Consider the following 15,171-nt stretch of genomic DNA (forward strand, 5'->3'; position numbering starts at 1 on the left):
GACACGATTCACCTCGTGCCGCCGCAATCCGGATCATCGAACGCCCCGCGGCGGCCTGACGCGTCGATGGCGCTGATCTCCGATCTGACCAACCAGACGGTCGAGGCCGCCTACCGGGCCGCGCGGCCGCCGGACACCCCGCCACCGATCACCCGAGCCGGCCGCAAGCTGATGCTGTGCGGGGCACTGGTGCTGGCCGGTCTGGTGCTCGGCACCTCGGCGCGGCAGACCCACGACAGCGCGCCGGCCGCGAAGGCCGCCCGCGACCAGCTCATCGACCAGGTGCGCACGAGCACGGCCGCGACCAACTCCCTGCAGCAGGAGTTCACCTCGACCCGCGATGCGTTGGACGGCGCCCGCAACGAGTCGTTGTCGGTGGCCTCGGCCAACTCCGCCGTGCAGAGCGACGACGGCCGGCTGGCGATCCTGGCCGGGGTGAATCCGGCGCATGGCCCCGGGCTGAGGGTCATCGTCGACGACGCACCCGACGCGGGCCACAGCGCGAGCGCCACCGGTCGGGTGCGCGACACCGACCTGCAACGGTTGCTCAACGGACTGTGGGCCGCCGGCGCCGAGGCGATCTCGGTCAACGGGCAACGGCTGACCGTGCTGACCGCGGTCCGGACCGCGGGCGACGCGATCCTGGTCGCCTACCGGCCGCTGTCCCCGCCGTACGAGGTACTGGCGATCGGGTCGCCCAACGACCTGCAGGTCGACTTCGTGGACGGGCCGGGCGGTCGTTGGTTCCACACCCTGGCCGACCGGTACGGCATCAAGTTCAACGTGGCCACCGCGCAGGATCTGTCGCTGCCCGGCTCGACCGGAGCGACCCTGCGGATCGCGGAGGAGGCGAACCCGTCGTGATCGCCGCACTCGGGTTGGCCGCCGGTATCGCGTTGGGCCTGTTCCTCCAGCCGGGCGTGCCGTTCTGGCTGCAGCCCTACCTGCCGATCGCGGTGGTCGCGGCTCTCGACGCGCTGTTCGGCGGTCTGCGGGCGCTGCTGGACGGGATCTTCAGCGACAAGGTGTTCGTGGTCTCGTTCATCGCCAACGTGCTCGTCGCGGTGATGCTGGTGTTCATCGGCGACCGCCTCGGCGTCGGCGGCCAGTTGACCACCGGCGTCATCGTCGTGCTCAGCATCCGGATCTTCTCCAACGTCGCGGCGATCCGCCGCCATCTGCTCTCGGCCTGAACCGTGTCCACCGAACCCGACGAACCCGCCGCGGCCGACGCCAGCTTCGACTACGTCGTCCCGGCCGACGAGACCGACGAGGACGAGACCATCCTGATCGACGGTCGCGCACTCGGCGGCTCGATGGGCGCGAGGCAACCGGCCCGGCCGCCGGCACCGCCCGCGGAGCCGGCCAGGTCCGGTGACCGCCTGGGCTGGATCCGGCGGATCGCCCCGGCGCCGGCCGCGGCCGCCCCCGCCGAGGTGGGCGAGGCGACCGCGGAGGCGGCGGGAGGGCCGCGTCCGCACGGGTTGGCATTGCTGTCGCTGGTGCTGCGCCGTCCGCACCCCCGCGGGACCCGGCTGATGATTGCCGCGTTGCTCGGTCTGCTGGGCTTCTTCGCGGTCGTGCAGTTGCGGCTGCAGGCCGGCAACGGAGGCCTGGAGAACGCGCGGCAGAGCGACCTGATCCGCATCCTCGACGACCTGAACGCCAAGTCCGACCGGCTGTCCGGTGAGATCAGCGACCTGGAGAACCGGCGTGCGCAACTGCAGTCCGGGTCGAACGCCGGCAAGGCCGCACTGTCCGAGGCGCTCAAGCGCAAGGCCGTGCTCGGAATCCTGTCCGGCACCGTCCCGGCGCACGGGCCAGGCGTAACGCTGAAGATCGCCGACCCCAACCACAAGATCGACGGCGCGGTCCTGCTGGACACCATGGAGGAACTGCGCGACGCCGGTGCCGAGGCGATGCAGATCGACGGTGTCCGAGTGGTCGCCAACAGCGCGTTCCTCGACGCCGGCCCGGGCCAGATCCGGCTCGACGGTCATCTGTTGACGCAGCCGTACGTGTTAGCGGTCATCGGCGACCCGGATACCCTCGAACCCGCTCTCCGGATCCCCGGCGGGGTGTTCGCCGTGCTGGACGAACGCGGTGCCACGCCCACGCTGCAGTCCGCGCAGGACGTGGTGGTCGACGCCGTCCGTCCCGCCACGGCCGCGCAGTACGCCAAGCCGGTCGGCAGCAGTTGAACCCCCCGCACACCTTCAGACAAGGGCAGGCCCCCGCACATGGAGATTCCGGAGGACCGCGGATACACCGCGGAGCACGAGTGGGCCCTTTCGGGGTCCGCGGGCACGGTCCGGGTCGGGATCACTGACCACGCCCAGGAACAACTCGGCGACATCGTGTTCGTGTCGTTGCCTGAGGCGGGCGCCGAGGTCACCGCCGGCGGGGCCTGCGGCGAGCTCGAGTCGACCAAGAGCGTCAGCGAGATCTACGCCCCGGTGTCCGGGACCGTGGTCGCCGTGAACGCCGCGATCGTCACCGCACCGGAGCTGGTGAACTCCGACCCGTACGACAAGGGCTGGATGTTCGAGGTCCGGCCGGCTGCCTCCGCCGACGTGGACTCGCTGCTGTCGGCGGGGGAATACCGGGCATTGATCGAGCATTGAACCCGGGTCGTGTGACATTGGGTCCTCCGTCGACCGTGACGTTACGCTGAACCTTTAGGGTGGCCGGTGCGGTCGACGCCCTCGGGGTCGGCCGGGTACCGCGAACCAGCAGTTGAGCGCGAAAGGCGCCGTCATGCCGTTCTGCAGTCAATGTGGGCACCAGGCCGGTGCCGACGCGCGGTTCTGCGCGAACTGCGGAGCCGCGTTGGCCGGGGTCGGGTCGTCCGCCGGCAGTGGTGCGGAGATCACCTCGAGCATCCAGATCTCGGGTCTGGAACTGATGGAGTCCGAGGCCGGGCTGCTCTCGCCGGCCGACCAGGCCGCAGTCGACGCCCTGCCGCCGGACTCGGCGCTGCTGATCGTCCAGCGCGGCCCGGAGTCCGGCAGCCGCTTCCTGCTCGACGCGGACACCACCACCGCAGGCCGGCATCCGGACAGTGACATCTTCCTGGACGACGTCACGGTCTCCCGGCGTCATGCGCAGTTCCTACGCGTGGGCTCCGGGTTCAGTGTCCGTGACATCGGCAGCCTCAACGGCACCTACGTCAACCGCGAGCGGATCGAGGAGACCCTGCTCACCGGCGGCGACGAGGTTCAGATCGGCAAGTACCGACTGGTGTTCTTCGCCGCCGCGCCGAGCGCGGTGTCCAGTCAGGCGGGGGAGTCCGCGCTGTGACCTCCCCGGCGTCGTCCGAGGCTCGGTTGAGCATCGGCGACGTCCTTGCCTCGCTGCGCCTGGACTTCCCGGACGTGACGGTCTCCAAGATCCGCTTCCTCGAGGCGCAGGGTCTGGTCGACCCGTCCCGGACCCCGGCGGGCTATCGCAAGTACTCCCTGTTCGACATCGAGCGACTGCGGTTCGTGCTGACCGCGCAGCGCGACCAGTACCTGCCGCTGAAGGTCATCAAGAACCAGGTCGACGCACTCGACGCCGGCGCCGTGCCGACCGAGCCGTCGACCCGGTCGCCGGCCCCGCCGATCCGGCTGACCCGCGAGCAGATGCTGGCCGAGACCGGGATGGGCGCGGCGGCACTCGACGCGTTGGACGACTCCGGTCTGCTGCACCGGCGCCGTGGTGGGCAGTACGACGCCGACGACCTGATGCTGGTCCGGCTGGTCGGGCGCATCGAGAAGTTCGGCCTGGAACCTCGACACCTGCGGGCTTTCAAGGGCGCGGCCGACCGTGAGCTGGGTCTGCTGCAGCAGGCCGTCCGGACCGGGACGCGCAATCGCGACGCCGCGGAGACGGCGCGGGCGCGGGCCGAGGCCGACGAACTGTTGGAGCTGTTCCTGGAACTTCATGCCGCTCTGTTGCGCACCGGTGCCCGCCGGGAGATGACCACTTGAGCCGATCTCGGCCGAGTACTGTTGCAGAGTGAATCCTCTCGGCGTGGTGGCCCTGGACGTGGTGGGCGTCCGTGTGGAGATGCCTGCGAATCAGCCCATCGTCCTGCTGCGTGAGGTTTCCGGCGAGCGCTACCTGCCGATCTGGATCGGTGCCGTCGAGGCGACCGCGATCGCGTTCGCGCAACAGGGTGTGGTGCCGGCCCGCCCGATGACCCACGACCTGTTCCGCGACGTGCTCGCGGCGTTGGGCCAGGAGCTCCAGCAGGTCCGGATCACCGGGCTGCGCGACGGCGTGTTCTACGCCGAACTGGTCTTCGGCGGCGGCGTCGAGGTCAGCGCCCGCCCGTCGGACGCGATCGCCTTGGCGCTGCGCACCGGCACTCCGATCTTCGGGTCGGAGCAGGTGCTCGACGAGGCCGGGATCGCCATCCCGGACGAGCAGGAGGACGAGGTCGAGAAGTTCCGCGAGTTCCTCGACACGATCTCGCCCGAGGACTTCGGAACCACAGGTTGACCAGGCAAAACGCGGACTTTAGTTCACTTGTGCAACACCAGCCACAGGGGAATCTTACTCATCGTCAGATGAGCGGCGCGTTGCGTTGACGTCTCCGCAGGCCGGGCCTAGCGTCGCAAATGGAAATCGACGATTGTAATTCCAGCGGCGTACCGCCATGCCAGGTGGTCTGCCCCGCGAAGTGAGGTCATCGAATGAGTAGCACTAGGGACACGCCTGCCAGTGGCCCCGGTGAATTTCGGGCCGCCCCGCCGGGCGGCGAACAGGGATTGTTGTTCGGCCCTGAACTGACGCCGTTGGCTGAGGACCTCGGATACCGAGGACCGACCGCCTGCGCGGCCGCCGGGATCACCTACCGCCAGCTGGACTACTGGGCACGCACCGGTCTGGTGGAGCCGAGCATCCGCCCCGCCCACGGCTCGGGCTCGCAGCGGCTGTACGGGTTCCGCGACATCCTGGTTCTGAAGATCGTCAAGCGCCTGCTGGACGCCGGGGTCTCGTTGCAGCAGATCCGGCAGGCCGTCGGGTACTTGCGTCATCACGGGATCGCCGAGCTGGCGACCCTCACGCTGATGAGCGATGGAGCCACGGTCTACGAGTGCACCTCGCCCGACGAGGTCGTCGACATCCTGGCCAACGGCCAGGGGGTGTTCGGCATCGCGGTCGGCCGGGTGTGGCGTGAGGTTGAGGGCTCGCTGGCCGAGTTGCCGGGCGAGCGCCCCGAGTCCGACGACGGACTCGATGCCGCCGACGAGCTGGCCGCACGCCGCGCCCGTCGGACCGGCTGAGCTTCCTCCTTCGCAACGTCAGCGCAAGCGTGCGCTACAGCGCACGCTTTGGCTGACGTTGCGAAGTCAGGCGACGCTGACGAGGCGGTCGCTGGGGCGGCGGGGTCCCACGACGGCCCCGTTCGGCAGCAGTTCACCGTTGTCCTCGAAGAGCACCACGCCGTTGCAGAGCAGGCTCCAGCCTTGCTCGGGGTGGTGGGCGATCGTGTGAGCTGCCTCGCGGTCGGCGTCATCCGGCGCCGGGCACAGGGGCTGATGCGGGCACGTCATCGTGCTTCTCCTGGTCTGCTGACCCACTACTTCTGATACCTATTGATACTGATGATTCTGATAGTGACTGGTGGCGCGACACCAGCGCACTGACCAACACGGGTGGAATTCGCCAAGAACGCGCCGGCCGGCCGTCTTACGGGTGCAGCCGGCAGGGGTCCGAGCGGCGTCGGAGCGCTCAGGTCGCCGAGATCGGCATGACCAGGAACGGTGTGGTGGTCGGCTGGGCCGACCCGCCGCGAGGCTCCTCGGTCACGGCCAGCGCGGTGGCATCGCCCGGTCCGACGAACATCTCCGTGGCCGGCCGGGTGCGGTTCGAGTTGAATACGCCCGCCGACTTCGGGCCGTTGGGGCCGATCAGCCAGATCTGGTAGGTGCGGTTGCCGGGCAGCTGGGTGAGCCCCGAGGTGACCAGCTCCATCTGGTTGGCTGAGCGTGACATCGTCAGCTGCGCCGTACCGCCGCCGCCGCGCCCGGCCAACATGTGGGCGTCCGGGGCCGCCGCGAGCGCGGCGATCCGGGCGCTGCGGTCGCGCAGGTCGGAGTTCTCGTGCTGCAACTGCCAGGTGTAGGAGCCCAGGCCGATGGTGAACACGGCCAGGCACGCCGCGGCGGTCATCGTCCAACGTCTGCCCGGCCGACGGCGGCGCGCGTGCTCACTGAGCACGGCCACCTTCGGCGGCAGCTGGCGGGTCCGGGAGATCTCGGCCAGCACGGCGCCGCGGAGCGCCGGCGGCGTCGGCTGCGCTACGGCCACACCCATCAGTGCGGCCGTCTCCAGCAGCTCGCGGACCTCGAGCTCGCACTGCGAACACCCGGACAGATGCTCGAGGAACTCGGCCTCCTCCGCGGAGTCCAGCGCGCCGGCTGCGTAAGCGCCGGTCAGCGAGTGCAAGTCGCTCACCGGTTCACCGCCGTCGATCGGTGTGCGTGGGAACTTGGCGGACACTGTGACATTTGTTCACTCGCAAGTTCGCTCACGCGGTTCACCGCCGTCGATCGGTGTGCGTGGGAACTTGGCGGACACTGTGACATTTGTTCACTCGCAAGCTCGCTCACGCGGTCACCCCCAGGCAGTCACGCAGTCGAATGAGGCCGTCGCGCATCCGCGTCTTCACGGTGCCCAGCGGTACGTTCAGAAGCTCGGCCACCTCGCGGTAGCTGTAGCCACCGTAATAGGCCAGGTCGATCGATTCCCGTTGCAGCTCGGTCAGGGAGTCCAGGCACCGCCGCACGGCTTCGCGCTCCAGGCGGATCTCGACGGTCTCCGCCACCTGGTCGTAATCCGGTTCGATGTCGCGGCCGGCCAGTCGGCGTATCCGGTCGGCGGCGGACTGCTCGGAGCGCACCCGGTCGACAGCGCGGCGGTGCGCCATGGTCATGATCCAGGCCATCCCGCTGCCCTGCTTCGAGTCGAAGCGGGCCGCGGACTTCCAGACGCCGACCAGGACCTCCTGGGCAACTTCCTCGGACTGCGCCGGGTCGCGCAGCACGCGTCGCACGAGCCCGTAGACCGGACCGGAGACGCGGGCGTAGACGTGCTCGAAGGCCCGCTCGTCGCCGCGTGCCACGAGGTCGAGCAGGTCCTCGAGTGGTTCGACGAGGACGCGTCGCGACATGGTCACCTCGGTCGGGGTGACGGCCCGTAGTGTCGCGGTCCGCGTCATGCTCGGGATTCCATCGGAAGCAGTTCTCCTGACGACCCGATCGGGAATCGAGTCGCTTGGGATTCGACCGTGGCGCCCTCGAGGATTGGTCTCCGCGCGGCGGTGGGCCGGTACCCCGGTTGGCGGGTCGGCGCGTACCCCCGCCGAGGTGGAGTTGAGCTCACGAGCCGTTGTCGTCCGAACCGGAGGACGGCGGCAGGGCGGCCGCCAGTGCCCGGATGTCGGCGGTCAGCGCGGCGAACTGGGTGGCGAAGGCGGCCGCGACCTTGGTGGTGTCGACCTGATTGCCGCTGATCGAGGCGAAGAAGCTCGCCGCGGTGGTCCGGTAGGTGCCCAACTCGCCCAGGTACTTGGCCTGGCCGGCCGAGTTGGCCGGCTGGGTCGCCGTCGCGTAGCCGACCAGGTCGATGATGTGTCGACGCCAGTCCTCGACGAACAAGGCCTGGTTCGCGGCATTTGCGGCGTTGCCGAAGGCGGCCGACAGGTCCTTGCCGTTGGCGTCCAGCGACGCCTTGGCGGCGTTCGCGGCGGCGCCGGTCATCCCCCCGTCGGCGGCGGCCGCATAGCCCGCGTATGCCACGTCGGTCACCAGGTCCGCGTGTTCGGTGAGCAGGTAGGTGAGCCGCGCGCGGCCGGTTGATGCGTCGTCGGTGCTGTCACCGGAAAGCTTGCCTGCCTTGGCGAAGCCGTCGGCCAGCAGCCCGGCGGTGTCGGACAGCGCGCCGGCCGCGGTACGCAGCGCGTCGTAGCCCTTGCCGTCCTGCTTGGCCAGGGAGTCGGCGGCGTCGGTCAGCGCGTTGGTGTACTTCTCGAAGCCGTCGCGGACGTCGGTGGAGCGCAGCTTGTTGCCGGCCGCGGCCTTGAGGTTCGACGCGGCGGACTGCCGCCAGACGCCGAGGTTGCGCTTGGCGTCGGACGTGTCGCTGTCGACCTTGTCCTTGGCGGCGACCGCGTAGTTGACCAGCTCGGTGTTGTGGGCCTTCCAGGCGGTGGCGAAGTTGCCGCTGGTCAGGTCGGCGGTGTCGGAGTTCGGGTCCGCGGTCGGGGTCGCGGTCGCCTTGCCCTTCTTCGCCGCGACCGGGTGGCTGATCTCGGCGATCTCGGCGATCACCGCTGCCGAGTTGGCGTCCAGCGCGGCCTGTGCTGCCTTGGTCACCGAGTTGCTCGGGCCCTTGGTGTCGATCGCGGCGAAGACCATCCCGAGCAGCTGGGTGTGCTCGGTGAACAGGAAGGTCAGCTTCGCGCGCAGGTCCGCGGCGGCCGAGGCGGCATTGCCGGACCACCCGGCGGACTTGGCCAGGCCGGTGCCGAGCAGGTCGGCCAGCGGGGGCATGGTCGCGTCCGCGGCGCGGGCGCCGCTGAACGGGTCGCCCACGTCGGCGGCGGCACTGCTCGTCGGGCTGGGGGCCGCGGCCGCTGCCCCGGTACGGGTCGAGGAACCGGAGCCGCACCCGGCGACGACCGTCAGCATCGTCGCCAGAACGGCCCCGGCGACCGCTCGCGATGGGCGCTGCACTCTCACTCCAGTCAGGCTGCAAGGGGTCCGGAACGCTTGGATTGCGCAGACAGATTAATGGACCCAGGTCTGCCGCCCGACAAGGGCGTCCGGTCGCCGCGGGTGCCGCACGGCGGCGGGCGGTGCACGGGCCGCGCAGTAGAGTCCCACTGCCGGGACAACCGGGTGGGCCGAGCGACGTCTGCGAGGAACGTTTGCTGTACCAGGGCGTCAAACTGGTTGTGGGTACGGCGCTGACCGTGGCCTACCACCCGCGGGTCGACGGCTTGGAGCACGTCCCCACCAGCGGCCCTGCGATCCTGGCCGGCAACCACGTCTCGTTCTCCGACCACTTCTTCGTGCCGTTGGTCGTGCCCCGCAAGGTCATCTACCTGGCCAAGGCCGATTACTTCGACCGTCCGGGCCTGCGCGGCCGACTGACCGCCGCTTTTTTCAACGCCGCCGGCCAGAAGCCGGTCGACCGCAGCAGCGGCCGGGCCGGGCTCGCTGCGATCCAGACCGCCGTCGACGTGCTCGCCGAGGGCAACCTGCTCGGGATCTACCCCGAGGGCACCCGCTCGCCGGACGGGAAGCTGTACCGCGGCCGGGTCGGTGTGGCGCGCCTCTGGCTGGAGTCCGCGGCGCCCCTGCTGCCGTGTGCGGTGATCGGCACCGACGTCGTCCAACCGCCGGGCCGACGCGTGCCGCGGCTGGCGCCGGTGGCCGTGCGCTTCGGTCCGCCGCTCGACCTGCGCCGCTACGACGGCCGCAAGCGCGACGCCCGCCTGTTCCGCGAGATGACCGACGACATCATGCGGGCGATCCAGGATCTGTCCGGCCAGGAGTACGTCGACATCTACGCCACCACGGTCAAGGAAGAGTTGGCCGCCGCTCGCGAGGCCGCGCAGTAGCTCACCCGCGGCGCACCGGGGACGGGTGGCGGGGCGCATAGAGGCCGAGGGTCCCGCCGCCGGGCAGCTCGATCCGGGTCACCGAGCCCCACCGGGCCTCCTGGACCGGGGCACACCGCACGCCGTGCTCGCGCAGGCGGTCGATCTCGGCGGACAGGTCGTCGCACATCAGGTAGAGCTCCGCCGCCGGGGAGCCGTCGGTCGGGTGCACCGCCACCTCGGCCGGCGGCAACGCGAAGATCAGCCAACCGTGTCCGGCGTCGACCCACTCCAGACCGAGGACGTCGCGCAGAAGGGTCCGGTCCGCCTCGGCGTCCGTGCTGTGCAGAACCGCGTGCGCCCCGAAGATCGACATGCCTGCGAGGTTAGGGGCGGGTGGCCGGCCGGGGAACGGCGCGACCACGCCGGCCCCCGGCTCGATTCCCCTTGGTCGGGCGCCGCTGCCCGCCGCGGGTCAGAACGTGGGGTGCTCCTCGCCGTGGGCGGTCGGTGGTCGGGTGCGCTACACCTGCCCCGTCGGGGTGGTGAAGGTCAGGACTCCGTCCTTGTCCTGTTCGCAGTTCCAGCCGGGGGAGTGTTTCAGCCGATGATGCTTACGACATAAGCAACTCAGGTTCCGACGGATCGTTGGTCCCCCGTTCTCGGCCGGGATGGTGTGATCGATGTCGGTGCCAGGCAGGCGGCTGCTTGCTCGACCGTGTCAATACCGGTGGCGCCGACCAACACGTTCGCGGGGACTGTGACGTTGACGGTGTACCCGCTCGGAGAGATCCGCGGGGCGCAGGATCGCGTCCACGAAAGCGTCGGCGCGGATCTGCTCGATGGAGCTGGGGTCGCCGGGTGCCCGGGCGGCGTGGGCGAGTTCGTCGATGACCCCGGATATCGCCGCGGCGTCCTGCGCCGGAAGTTGGGCGCACAGTTCGGCCATCCCGTCCGGCAGCTCCCACCAGCGCACCCATCGGTCGGCCTTCGCGGCGGCCGTGCGCTTGAGGAAAGCCGCGGCATCGATCTTCTCGACCAGCCGCCGGGTCGAGCGGCGCAGGTTGCCCGGGGTCAGCGCGGGTGCCTTGGGCAGCAGGGTCTCCTCGACCACCAGGCGCTGCTCGCTGTTGAGGTGGACGGTCTCCTCCAGCAGCACCCGCGCCCGCGGCAAGGTCACCTGCCCCGCTCGCATCGCCGCCACCGTGGCGGGCAGGCGCTCGACCAGTTCGCAGGCGGTGGCGACCCGAGCGGCTGGTCCGTTCGACGATCCCGAGGGCCAGGGCGATCTCGGCGTAGGCCGAACGTTCCGCGACCCTGGCTCGGCGGCGCGGTATGAGACCTCGTAGTCCGACACGTAGGTCTCGACGAACGCGGCGATCGCGATGACCTGCTCACCCTGCACCGCGGCGCCCGCGCGTTCGTAGCGGGCGATGCAGGCCAGGTCGTACTCTCGTCGAACGCCGTGCCCGGTTCCGGCCCGACCGTCCACGACTCGAACGGGTCAGGGTCGAAACCCCGGATCGGATCGTGTGGTCATGTCCCATTATCCGTCTTGATTCCCATCTCTGCAAGGGAATTCCGGGATCTGACGCACTAGCAGATACCCAAATCGGTAACCACGAACGGCGACCAACCACGAAAATCGAGCCAACGGCGAGCGACCACCAATCGACCCGCGTGAACGACTGAACCGGCGTCGCGGGGGAGTGAGTCCTCCCGGCCGGTGACGGACGGCTGAATTCTGCGCGACGCCGGCGCGCCGGCCGAGGATCGCGGCTCGGGATCCGAAACGCTGTCTCGTACGTCGAATCGGTGGGGATCCGGGGGGACGGGGCAAAACAGCATGCGCAGAATCGGGCGATTCGCGTGGAGTGTCCGGGGTGGAGTCGCGGCGCTGGTAGCCGGCACCGCCGCGATCACGACCGCCGGGCTTCCGTTCCACGCCGGACATGCGGTCGCGGCCACGACGCCGGTTGCGCCCGCCGCGGCCCCGGCGGCAGTGCGCCCCGCGTCCACCAACTCCACAGCCGTCGGCACCTCCGGTGTGGCGGTCGTGGCCCACCGCGGTGGGGAGATCGATACCCCGGAATCGACGATCGCCGCGTTCGCCAACGCGATCCAGCAGGGTTCGCAGGGGATCGTCTTCGATGTCCGATACACCTCCGACGGCGTCCCGGTTGTCATGCACGACGCGACGCTGGACCGCACCACGAACTGCACCGGCACGGTCTCGGACTACACGTTGGCGAAGCTCGAGAAGTGCAACGCCAACGACGGATTCAAGAACTTCGGCTTCCAGGCGGTGCCGACCCTGAACGAGGCGCTGGCGTACATCACCGCGCACTCCTCGACGGTCAAGATCTACATCCACACCAAGACGGTCGCGAACACGCATCAGGCCGCCGTGGTCGTCGCCGCGGTCAAGCAGTACCACCTCGATCAGGGCACCCGCACGACCCTGCTGGCCGACAGTGCCACGCTCCTGCGGCGCCTCAAGGCTGCGGGCGGCAAGCGACTCGGCCTGGTCTTCCACGGCTACGACAAGCACTGGGCCGTGGCCCAGACGACCTACCCGGTGCTGTACTCCTGGGACGCGACTCTCACCGCCTCGGACATCGCGACGGTCGCCAAGCAGGGCCGCCAACTGATCGCCTCGGCCGGGCACCCCCAGTCGCTGAACACGCTGCTCGCACTCGGTGCGCACGACGTTGCCGTCGACGATCTCGACGCGAGCATGCAGCACCTGGCCTGATCGGCCCGGCGGGAAAGGTCAAGTTCTCCTCCGTTCTTCCCGCCCTGAGCGGCTTTGCCCTCAAGGCCCGCGCCCCCGGTACCGATCCAGTCGGTCAACCAACCGCGTGCCACGTCCTGAGGAGTCGCCGTGACCCGACTCGGTGCCCGAGTCCAGTTGTCCGGCTCCTCAGAGGCGGCTGTCCGGGTTGCCCGCCCCCGCATTCCCGCGCCGCGGGCGCGACTGGAGGACCTGGACATGGCACCGGCGGGGTTGCGTTGGGTCGAGGAGCGCGAGGACGAGGCCGACGAGTGCGGCACACCGACCATCGGCGCCGCGCGCCGGTGGGCGTGGCCGGCGTCGCTGGTCGGCGCACTGGCCTGGTTGGTGGCGCTGTTCACCTACCTCGTGCCGACCGTGACCGCGTCGGTCGGTCTGGTTGCGTTGGCCGCGCTGTCGTGGTCGGCGCACCGGGCCGGAACCCCGGTCGACTGGCTGCGCATCGGCAGTTTGATCGCGGCGGTCGCCACGATGGCCATGTCCGGCTACATCACGGCGCTGATGCTGGGCTGACCATGGCCGGCCGGATGTCCGAATCCGGACCGATGACTGCGCGTCAGATCAGACGGCGCGTCAGATCAGCGGGCAGGCGATGAGAATCACACCGGGTGGCGGGGGAGTCTGGCCGCCGCTGTGCATGCACAGCGTGATCAGGCCGCCGCCGAGGAGCAATTCGGACAGGCTCGGGTAACCCTGGGCCGACCCGTTTGCCGTGTCGGGATCCACCGTGCTGCTCGACCCGTTCGTGCCGTTGTTGGTGCCGTTGGTCGTGTTCGGGCTCTGCGTGTTCGGGGTACCGGTCGGGGACCCGTTGGTCGAACCGGCGCCGTTGCCGAGCAGGCTGCCCAGGGTGCCTCGGAAGGTCTTGCCGAAGAAACCGCCGGACGAGCCGTGGGGGACCGCCAGGTCGCGCACCTCCGCCAACTCGTTCAGCACGGTGATGACGCTGCCCCCGACGAAACCGTGGTTCGGCTGCCGGCCGACCAGGCCCGCCAGCAGCAGCGCGAGCGTCGAGTCGTTGCCGTTGGGGTTTGGCGATCCGCTCGGGCCGCCGAGCAGGGCTTTGATGAGAGTCGGGTGGGGCCCGGGCGTCGGGGTCGTCGGGGTGGTGTTGGGGGTGTCCCCGGGCTGGGCGAGCAAGGTGCTGATCAGCTGGGTGATCGCTCCGCTCTCCGTCCCGCCCGGCGGCGTGCTTCCGGTGTCGCCGCCACCGGTCGGCGTGGTGCCGCTCTGGCTGCCGAGCAGGGTGGTGAGCAGGTGCTCGACCGAGCCGTTGATGGTTCCGCCGCCGCCCGGCGGGGTCGCCGCGGCGGCTGGAACGCTGGAGCCGATGAGGGCGACGGAGGCCACCAGGGCGGTGGCAACGAGTGCCTTTGAGACCTTGCTCGGCATGTCATCGCCTTTCGGATTTTTCAGCTTCCGTCCGCGCAGATGATCCGGCTCCGGCAGGGGCGACCGTCAAGATCGACTAGCCCGTCCGGGCGTCCCACCGGCCCGCATTCCTGGGGCAGCCGGCGGCCGCTGCCGAGCAAGTAGCAGGACGCCCGACCCGCGGCGACTCGCGGCAAGATGTCCCATTCGGCCGCATCCGGTACCGGTGGGCGGCTTGGGTCCAGATGATCTGGCCTTGTCCGGCTTCACCACGACGGCGACCGGGGACGCCGACGAACCCGGCTCGCCAGATCTCTGGGGGGACACCGGGCCGCCCGCCGAAGGCTTCCTGGAGGTCGCCATGTTCAGCCTGCTCAACGCGCAGGGTGGTGCCGGGACTGCGGCGGACGGACAGGTGGCCCCGCAGATCGAGCGGAACTGGGGGCGGTCAACCCTCCGTTCACCGGACTCGCTGGCCGAGCTGTGCGACGCGGCGGTCCTGGCGGTGACCGATCATCAGCGCTTCATGCGGGGTCGGCGGTGCACGGTGGTGCTCGAGGCTCCGGACAGTCAGCCCGGGTTGGCCTACCGCCACCTCTCCCGGACGATCGCCGCGGGGCGGACCGGACGGATCGTGCTGGTCACCAGCGCGATCCCGGACGAGGGCAAGACGACCACGGCCTGCAACCTGGCTCTGGGCGCGGCCCGACTGGGCCTGCGCGTCGTCCTGGTCGAGGCCGATCTGCACCGCCCCAAGGTCCTCGAGTGCCTGCGGGTGGAGGCCGGACCGTTCGGGCTCGCCGACGTGTTGCGCGAGACGATCGATCTACGCTCAGCGGTTCGTGGGTGGCCGGGCGCGGCGCTGGACTTCCTCTCCGGCGGCAGTCCGGTTCCGGACCCGCCGGCGTTGATGATGACGCCGACCGTCGGCCGCACGCTGGGTGAGCTGGCTGCCCGTTACGACTTGGTCGTCCTGGACACCCCACCGTTGCTCCCCGCGCTCGACAGCCCGCTGCTGGCCTCGCACTGCGACGGACTGCTGTTCGTCGCCCGGTACCGGCACGTGCGTAGCCAGCAGGTCGAGGCGGCCATGCGGAAGGTTCGTGGCTCGGTCCCGATCCTCGGTGCTGTCCTGACGATGGCTCCGAGCCGGCGGAGCCGCCGCTGGGCGGAGTCCGCCGCAGATACCCCAGCTGTCGAGATCAGCCCGAGGCCGGCGGCCGACCCGGTTCCGGCCGCCCTGGCGTCGGCCGTCCCGGCCCTGCCCCGGCAGATCCGTCGGTCGTCGGTCCACGTGAACCGGGTCGGTGGGGGTCGGCCCGAGCCGGTAACGGGTCCCGTGGTCACCGACCAGGGCTTGGAGGCGGCGGCGTCCGGCGCCGGCCGGTAGCTTCGGGGGGCTGCCCCGCCC

At 70.2% G+C, this 15,171-nt stretch carries 19 protein-coding genes; 12 read left to right on the top strand and 7 right to left on the bottom strand.

The features are described from left to right. Positions 1 to 66: 66 nt before the first annotated feature. The 8 genes from VHU88_03645 to VHU88_03680 all read left to right on the top strand — a co-directional run bounded on the left by VHU88_03645 (position 67) and on the right by VHU88_03680 (position 5,273). Positions 67 to 864 carry a DUF881 domain-containing protein gene (locus VHU88_03645; protein HEX3610758.1) on the top strand — a complete coding sequence of 266 codons (798 nt, stop codon included), beginning with the start codon at positions 67 to 69 and terminating at the stop codon, positions 862 to 864. Next, the gene (locus VHU88_03650) at positions 861 to 1,193 is read left to right on the top strand and encodes a small basic family protein (GenBank protein ID HEX3610759.1); all 333 of its coding nucleotides are present in this window, start codon (positions 861 to 863) and stop codon (positions 1,191 to 1,193) included. Before VHU88_03645 ends, VHU88_03650 begins: the two co-directional genes overlap by 4 nt. 3 nt (positions 1,194 to 1,196) lie before the next feature. Beyond that, a complete protein-coding gene (locus tag VHU88_03655) occupies positions 1,197 to 2,201 on the top strand; it encodes a DUF881 domain-containing protein (protein HEX3610760.1) in 1,005 nt (334 codons plus the stop codon). Positions 2,202 to 2,240: 39 nt separating this feature from the next. After that, positions 2,241 to 2,624 (top strand): glycine cleavage system protein GcvH, encoded by a 384-nt coding sequence (gcvH, locus tag VHU88_03660; GenBank protein HEX3610761.1) that lies wholly within the window; start codon positions 2,241 to 2,243, stop codon positions 2,622 to 2,624. Between the two features lie 133 nt (positions 2,625 to 2,757). Further along, positions 2,758 to 3,300, top strand: coding sequence for an FHA domain-containing protein (locus tag VHU88_03665; protein HEX3610762.1), 543 nt, complete (start codon positions 2,758 to 2,760; stop codon positions 3,298 to 3,300). Then, a complete protein-coding gene (locus VHU88_03670; GenBank protein ID HEX3610763.1) occupies positions 3,297 to 3,971 on the top strand; it encodes a MerR family transcriptional regulator in 675 nt (224 codons plus the stop codon). Before VHU88_03665 ends, VHU88_03670 begins: the two co-directional genes overlap by 4 nt. 43 nt (positions 3,972 to 4,014) lie before the next feature. After that, the gene (locus VHU88_03675) at positions 4,015 to 4,485 is read left to right on the top strand and encodes a bifunctional nuclease family protein (GenBank protein ID HEX3610764.1); all 471 of its coding nucleotides are present in this window, start codon (positions 4,015 to 4,017) and stop codon (positions 4,483 to 4,485) included. A 269-nt stretch (positions 4,486 to 4,754) separates the two neighbouring features. Then, the gene (locus tag VHU88_03680; GenBank protein ID HEX3610765.1) at positions 4,755 to 5,273 is read left to right on the top strand and encodes a MerR family transcriptional regulator; all 519 of its coding nucleotides are present in this window, start codon (positions 4,755 to 4,757) and stop codon (positions 5,271 to 5,273) included. 66 nt (positions 5,274 to 5,339) lie between these two features. On the opposite strand, the gene VHU88_03685 is transcribed toward VHU88_03680, so the two are convergent. The 4 genes from VHU88_03685 to VHU88_03700 form a co-directional block, all read right to left on the bottom strand. Then, positions 5,340 to 5,543, bottom strand: coding sequence for a DUF5999 family protein (locus VHU88_03685; GenBank protein HEX3610766.1), 204 nt, complete (start codon positions 5,541 to 5,543; stop codon positions 5,340 to 5,342). Positions 5,544 to 5,721: 178 nt separating this feature from the next. Then, positions 5,722 to 6,447 (bottom strand): anti-sigma factor, encoded by a 726-nt coding sequence (locus VHU88_03690; protein ID HEX3610767.1) that lies wholly within the window; start codon positions 6,445 to 6,447, stop codon positions 5,722 to 5,724. Positions 6,448 to 6,598: 151 nt separating this feature from the next. Beyond that, positions 6,599 to 7,210, bottom strand: a complete 612-nt coding sequence (locus tag VHU88_03695) for a sigma-70 family RNA polymerase sigma factor (GenBank protein ID HEX3610768.1) — start codon at positions 7,208 to 7,210, stop codon at positions 6,599 to 6,601. A 160-nt stretch (positions 7,211 to 7,370) separates the two neighbouring features. Next, positions 7,371 to 8,732 (bottom strand): hypothetical protein, encoded by a 1,362-nt coding sequence (locus tag VHU88_03700; protein ID HEX3610769.1) that lies wholly within the window; start codon positions 8,730 to 8,732, stop codon positions 7,371 to 7,373. 215 nt (positions 8,733 to 8,947) lie between these two features. Between VHU88_03700 and VHU88_03705 the strand changes: the two genes are divergently transcribed. Then, positions 8,948 to 9,616 carry a lysophospholipid acyltransferase family protein gene (locus VHU88_03705; GenBank protein HEX3610770.1) on the top strand — a complete coding sequence of 223 codons (669 nt, stop codon included), beginning with the start codon at positions 8,948 to 8,950 and terminating at the stop codon, positions 9,614 to 9,616. 1 nt (position 9,617) lies between these two features. Here VHU88_03705 and VHU88_03710 read toward each other — a convergent pair whose 3' ends face one another. Continuing rightward, the gene (locus VHU88_03710; protein HEX3610771.1) at positions 9,618 to 9,971 is read right to left on the bottom strand and encodes an extradiol dioxygenase; all 354 of its coding nucleotides are present in this window, start codon (positions 9,969 to 9,971) and stop codon (positions 9,618 to 9,620) included. Positions 9,972 to 10,316: 345 nt separating this feature from the next. Further along, positions 10,317 to 11,087, bottom strand: coding sequence for a DUF222 domain-containing protein (locus VHU88_03715; GenBank protein HEX3610772.1), 771 nt, complete (start codon positions 11,085 to 11,087; stop codon positions 10,317 to 10,319). A gap of 354 nt (positions 11,088 to 11,441) precedes the next feature. Between VHU88_03715 and VHU88_03720 the strand changes: the two genes are divergently transcribed. Beyond that, positions 11,442 to 12,350 (top strand): glycerophosphodiester phosphodiesterase family protein, encoded by a 909-nt coding sequence (locus VHU88_03720; protein HEX3610773.1) that lies wholly within the window; start codon positions 11,442 to 11,444, stop codon positions 12,348 to 12,350. Positions 12,351 to 12,479: 129 nt separating this feature from the next. Beyond that, positions 12,480 to 12,902: a hypothetical protein gene (locus VHU88_03725; protein HEX3610774.1), complete on the top strand. Its 423-nt coding sequence runs from the start codon at positions 12,480 to 12,482 to the stop codon at positions 12,900 to 12,902. A 60-nt stretch (positions 12,903 to 12,962) separates the two neighbouring features. Here the strand turns inward: VHU88_03725 and VHU88_03730 are convergent, their stop codons facing one another. Beyond that, positions 12,963 to 13,781 carry a hypothetical protein gene (locus tag VHU88_03730; protein HEX3610775.1) on the bottom strand — a complete coding sequence of 273 codons (819 nt, stop codon included), beginning with the start codon at positions 13,779 to 13,781 and terminating at the stop codon, positions 12,963 to 12,965. Between the two features lie 214 nt (positions 13,782 to 13,995). Between VHU88_03730 and VHU88_03735 the strand changes: the two genes are divergently transcribed. Further along, on the top strand, positions 13,996 to 15,150 hold the full coding sequence (locus VHU88_03735) for a CpsD/CapB family tyrosine-protein kinase (protein HEX3610776.1): 1,155 nt from the start codon (positions 13,996 to 13,998) through the stop codon (positions 15,148 to 15,150). Positions 15,151 to 15,171 lie beyond the last annotated feature (21 nt).

The organism is Sporichthyaceae bacterium, assembly GCA_036269075.1.
Taxonomy (GTDB): domain Bacteria; phylum Actinomycetota; class Actinomycetes; order Sporichthyales; family Sporichthyaceae; genus DASQPJ01.

What these genes read in the sequence shown, in the direction of transcription:
- VHU88_03645 (HEX3610758.1), top strand. Translation starts at nt 67, where the DNA reads ATGGCGCTGATCTCCGATCTGACCAACCAGACGGTCGAGGCCGCCTAC.
- gcvH (HEX3610761.1), top strand. Translation starts at nt 2,241, where the DNA reads ATGGAGATTCCGGAGGACCGCGGATACACCGCGGAGCACGAGTGGGCC.
- VHU88_03665 (HEX3610762.1), top strand. Translation starts at nt 2,758, where the DNA reads ATGCCGTTCTGCAGTCAATGTGGGCACCAGGCCGGTGCCGACGCGCGG.
- VHU88_03685 (HEX3610766.1), bottom strand. Translation starts at nt 5,543, where the DNA reads ATGACGTGCCCGCATCAGCCCCTGTGCCCGGCGCCGGATGACGCCGAC.
- VHU88_03695 (HEX3610768.1), bottom strand. Translation starts at nt 7,210, where the DNA reads ATGACGCGGACCGCGACACTACGGGCCGTCACCCCGACCGAGGTGACC.
- VHU88_03710 (HEX3610771.1), bottom strand. Translation starts at nt 9,971, where the DNA reads ATGTCGATCTTCGGGGCGCACGCGGTTCTGCACAGCACGGACGCCGAG.
- VHU88_03720 (HEX3610773.1), top strand. Translation starts at nt 11,442, where the DNA reads ATGCGCAGAATCGGGCGATTCGCGTGGAGTGTCCGGGGTGGAGTCGCG.
- VHU88_03730 (HEX3610775.1), bottom strand. Translation starts at nt 13,781, where the DNA reads ATGCCGAGCAAGGTCTCAAAGGCACTCGTTGCCACCGCCCTGGTGGCC.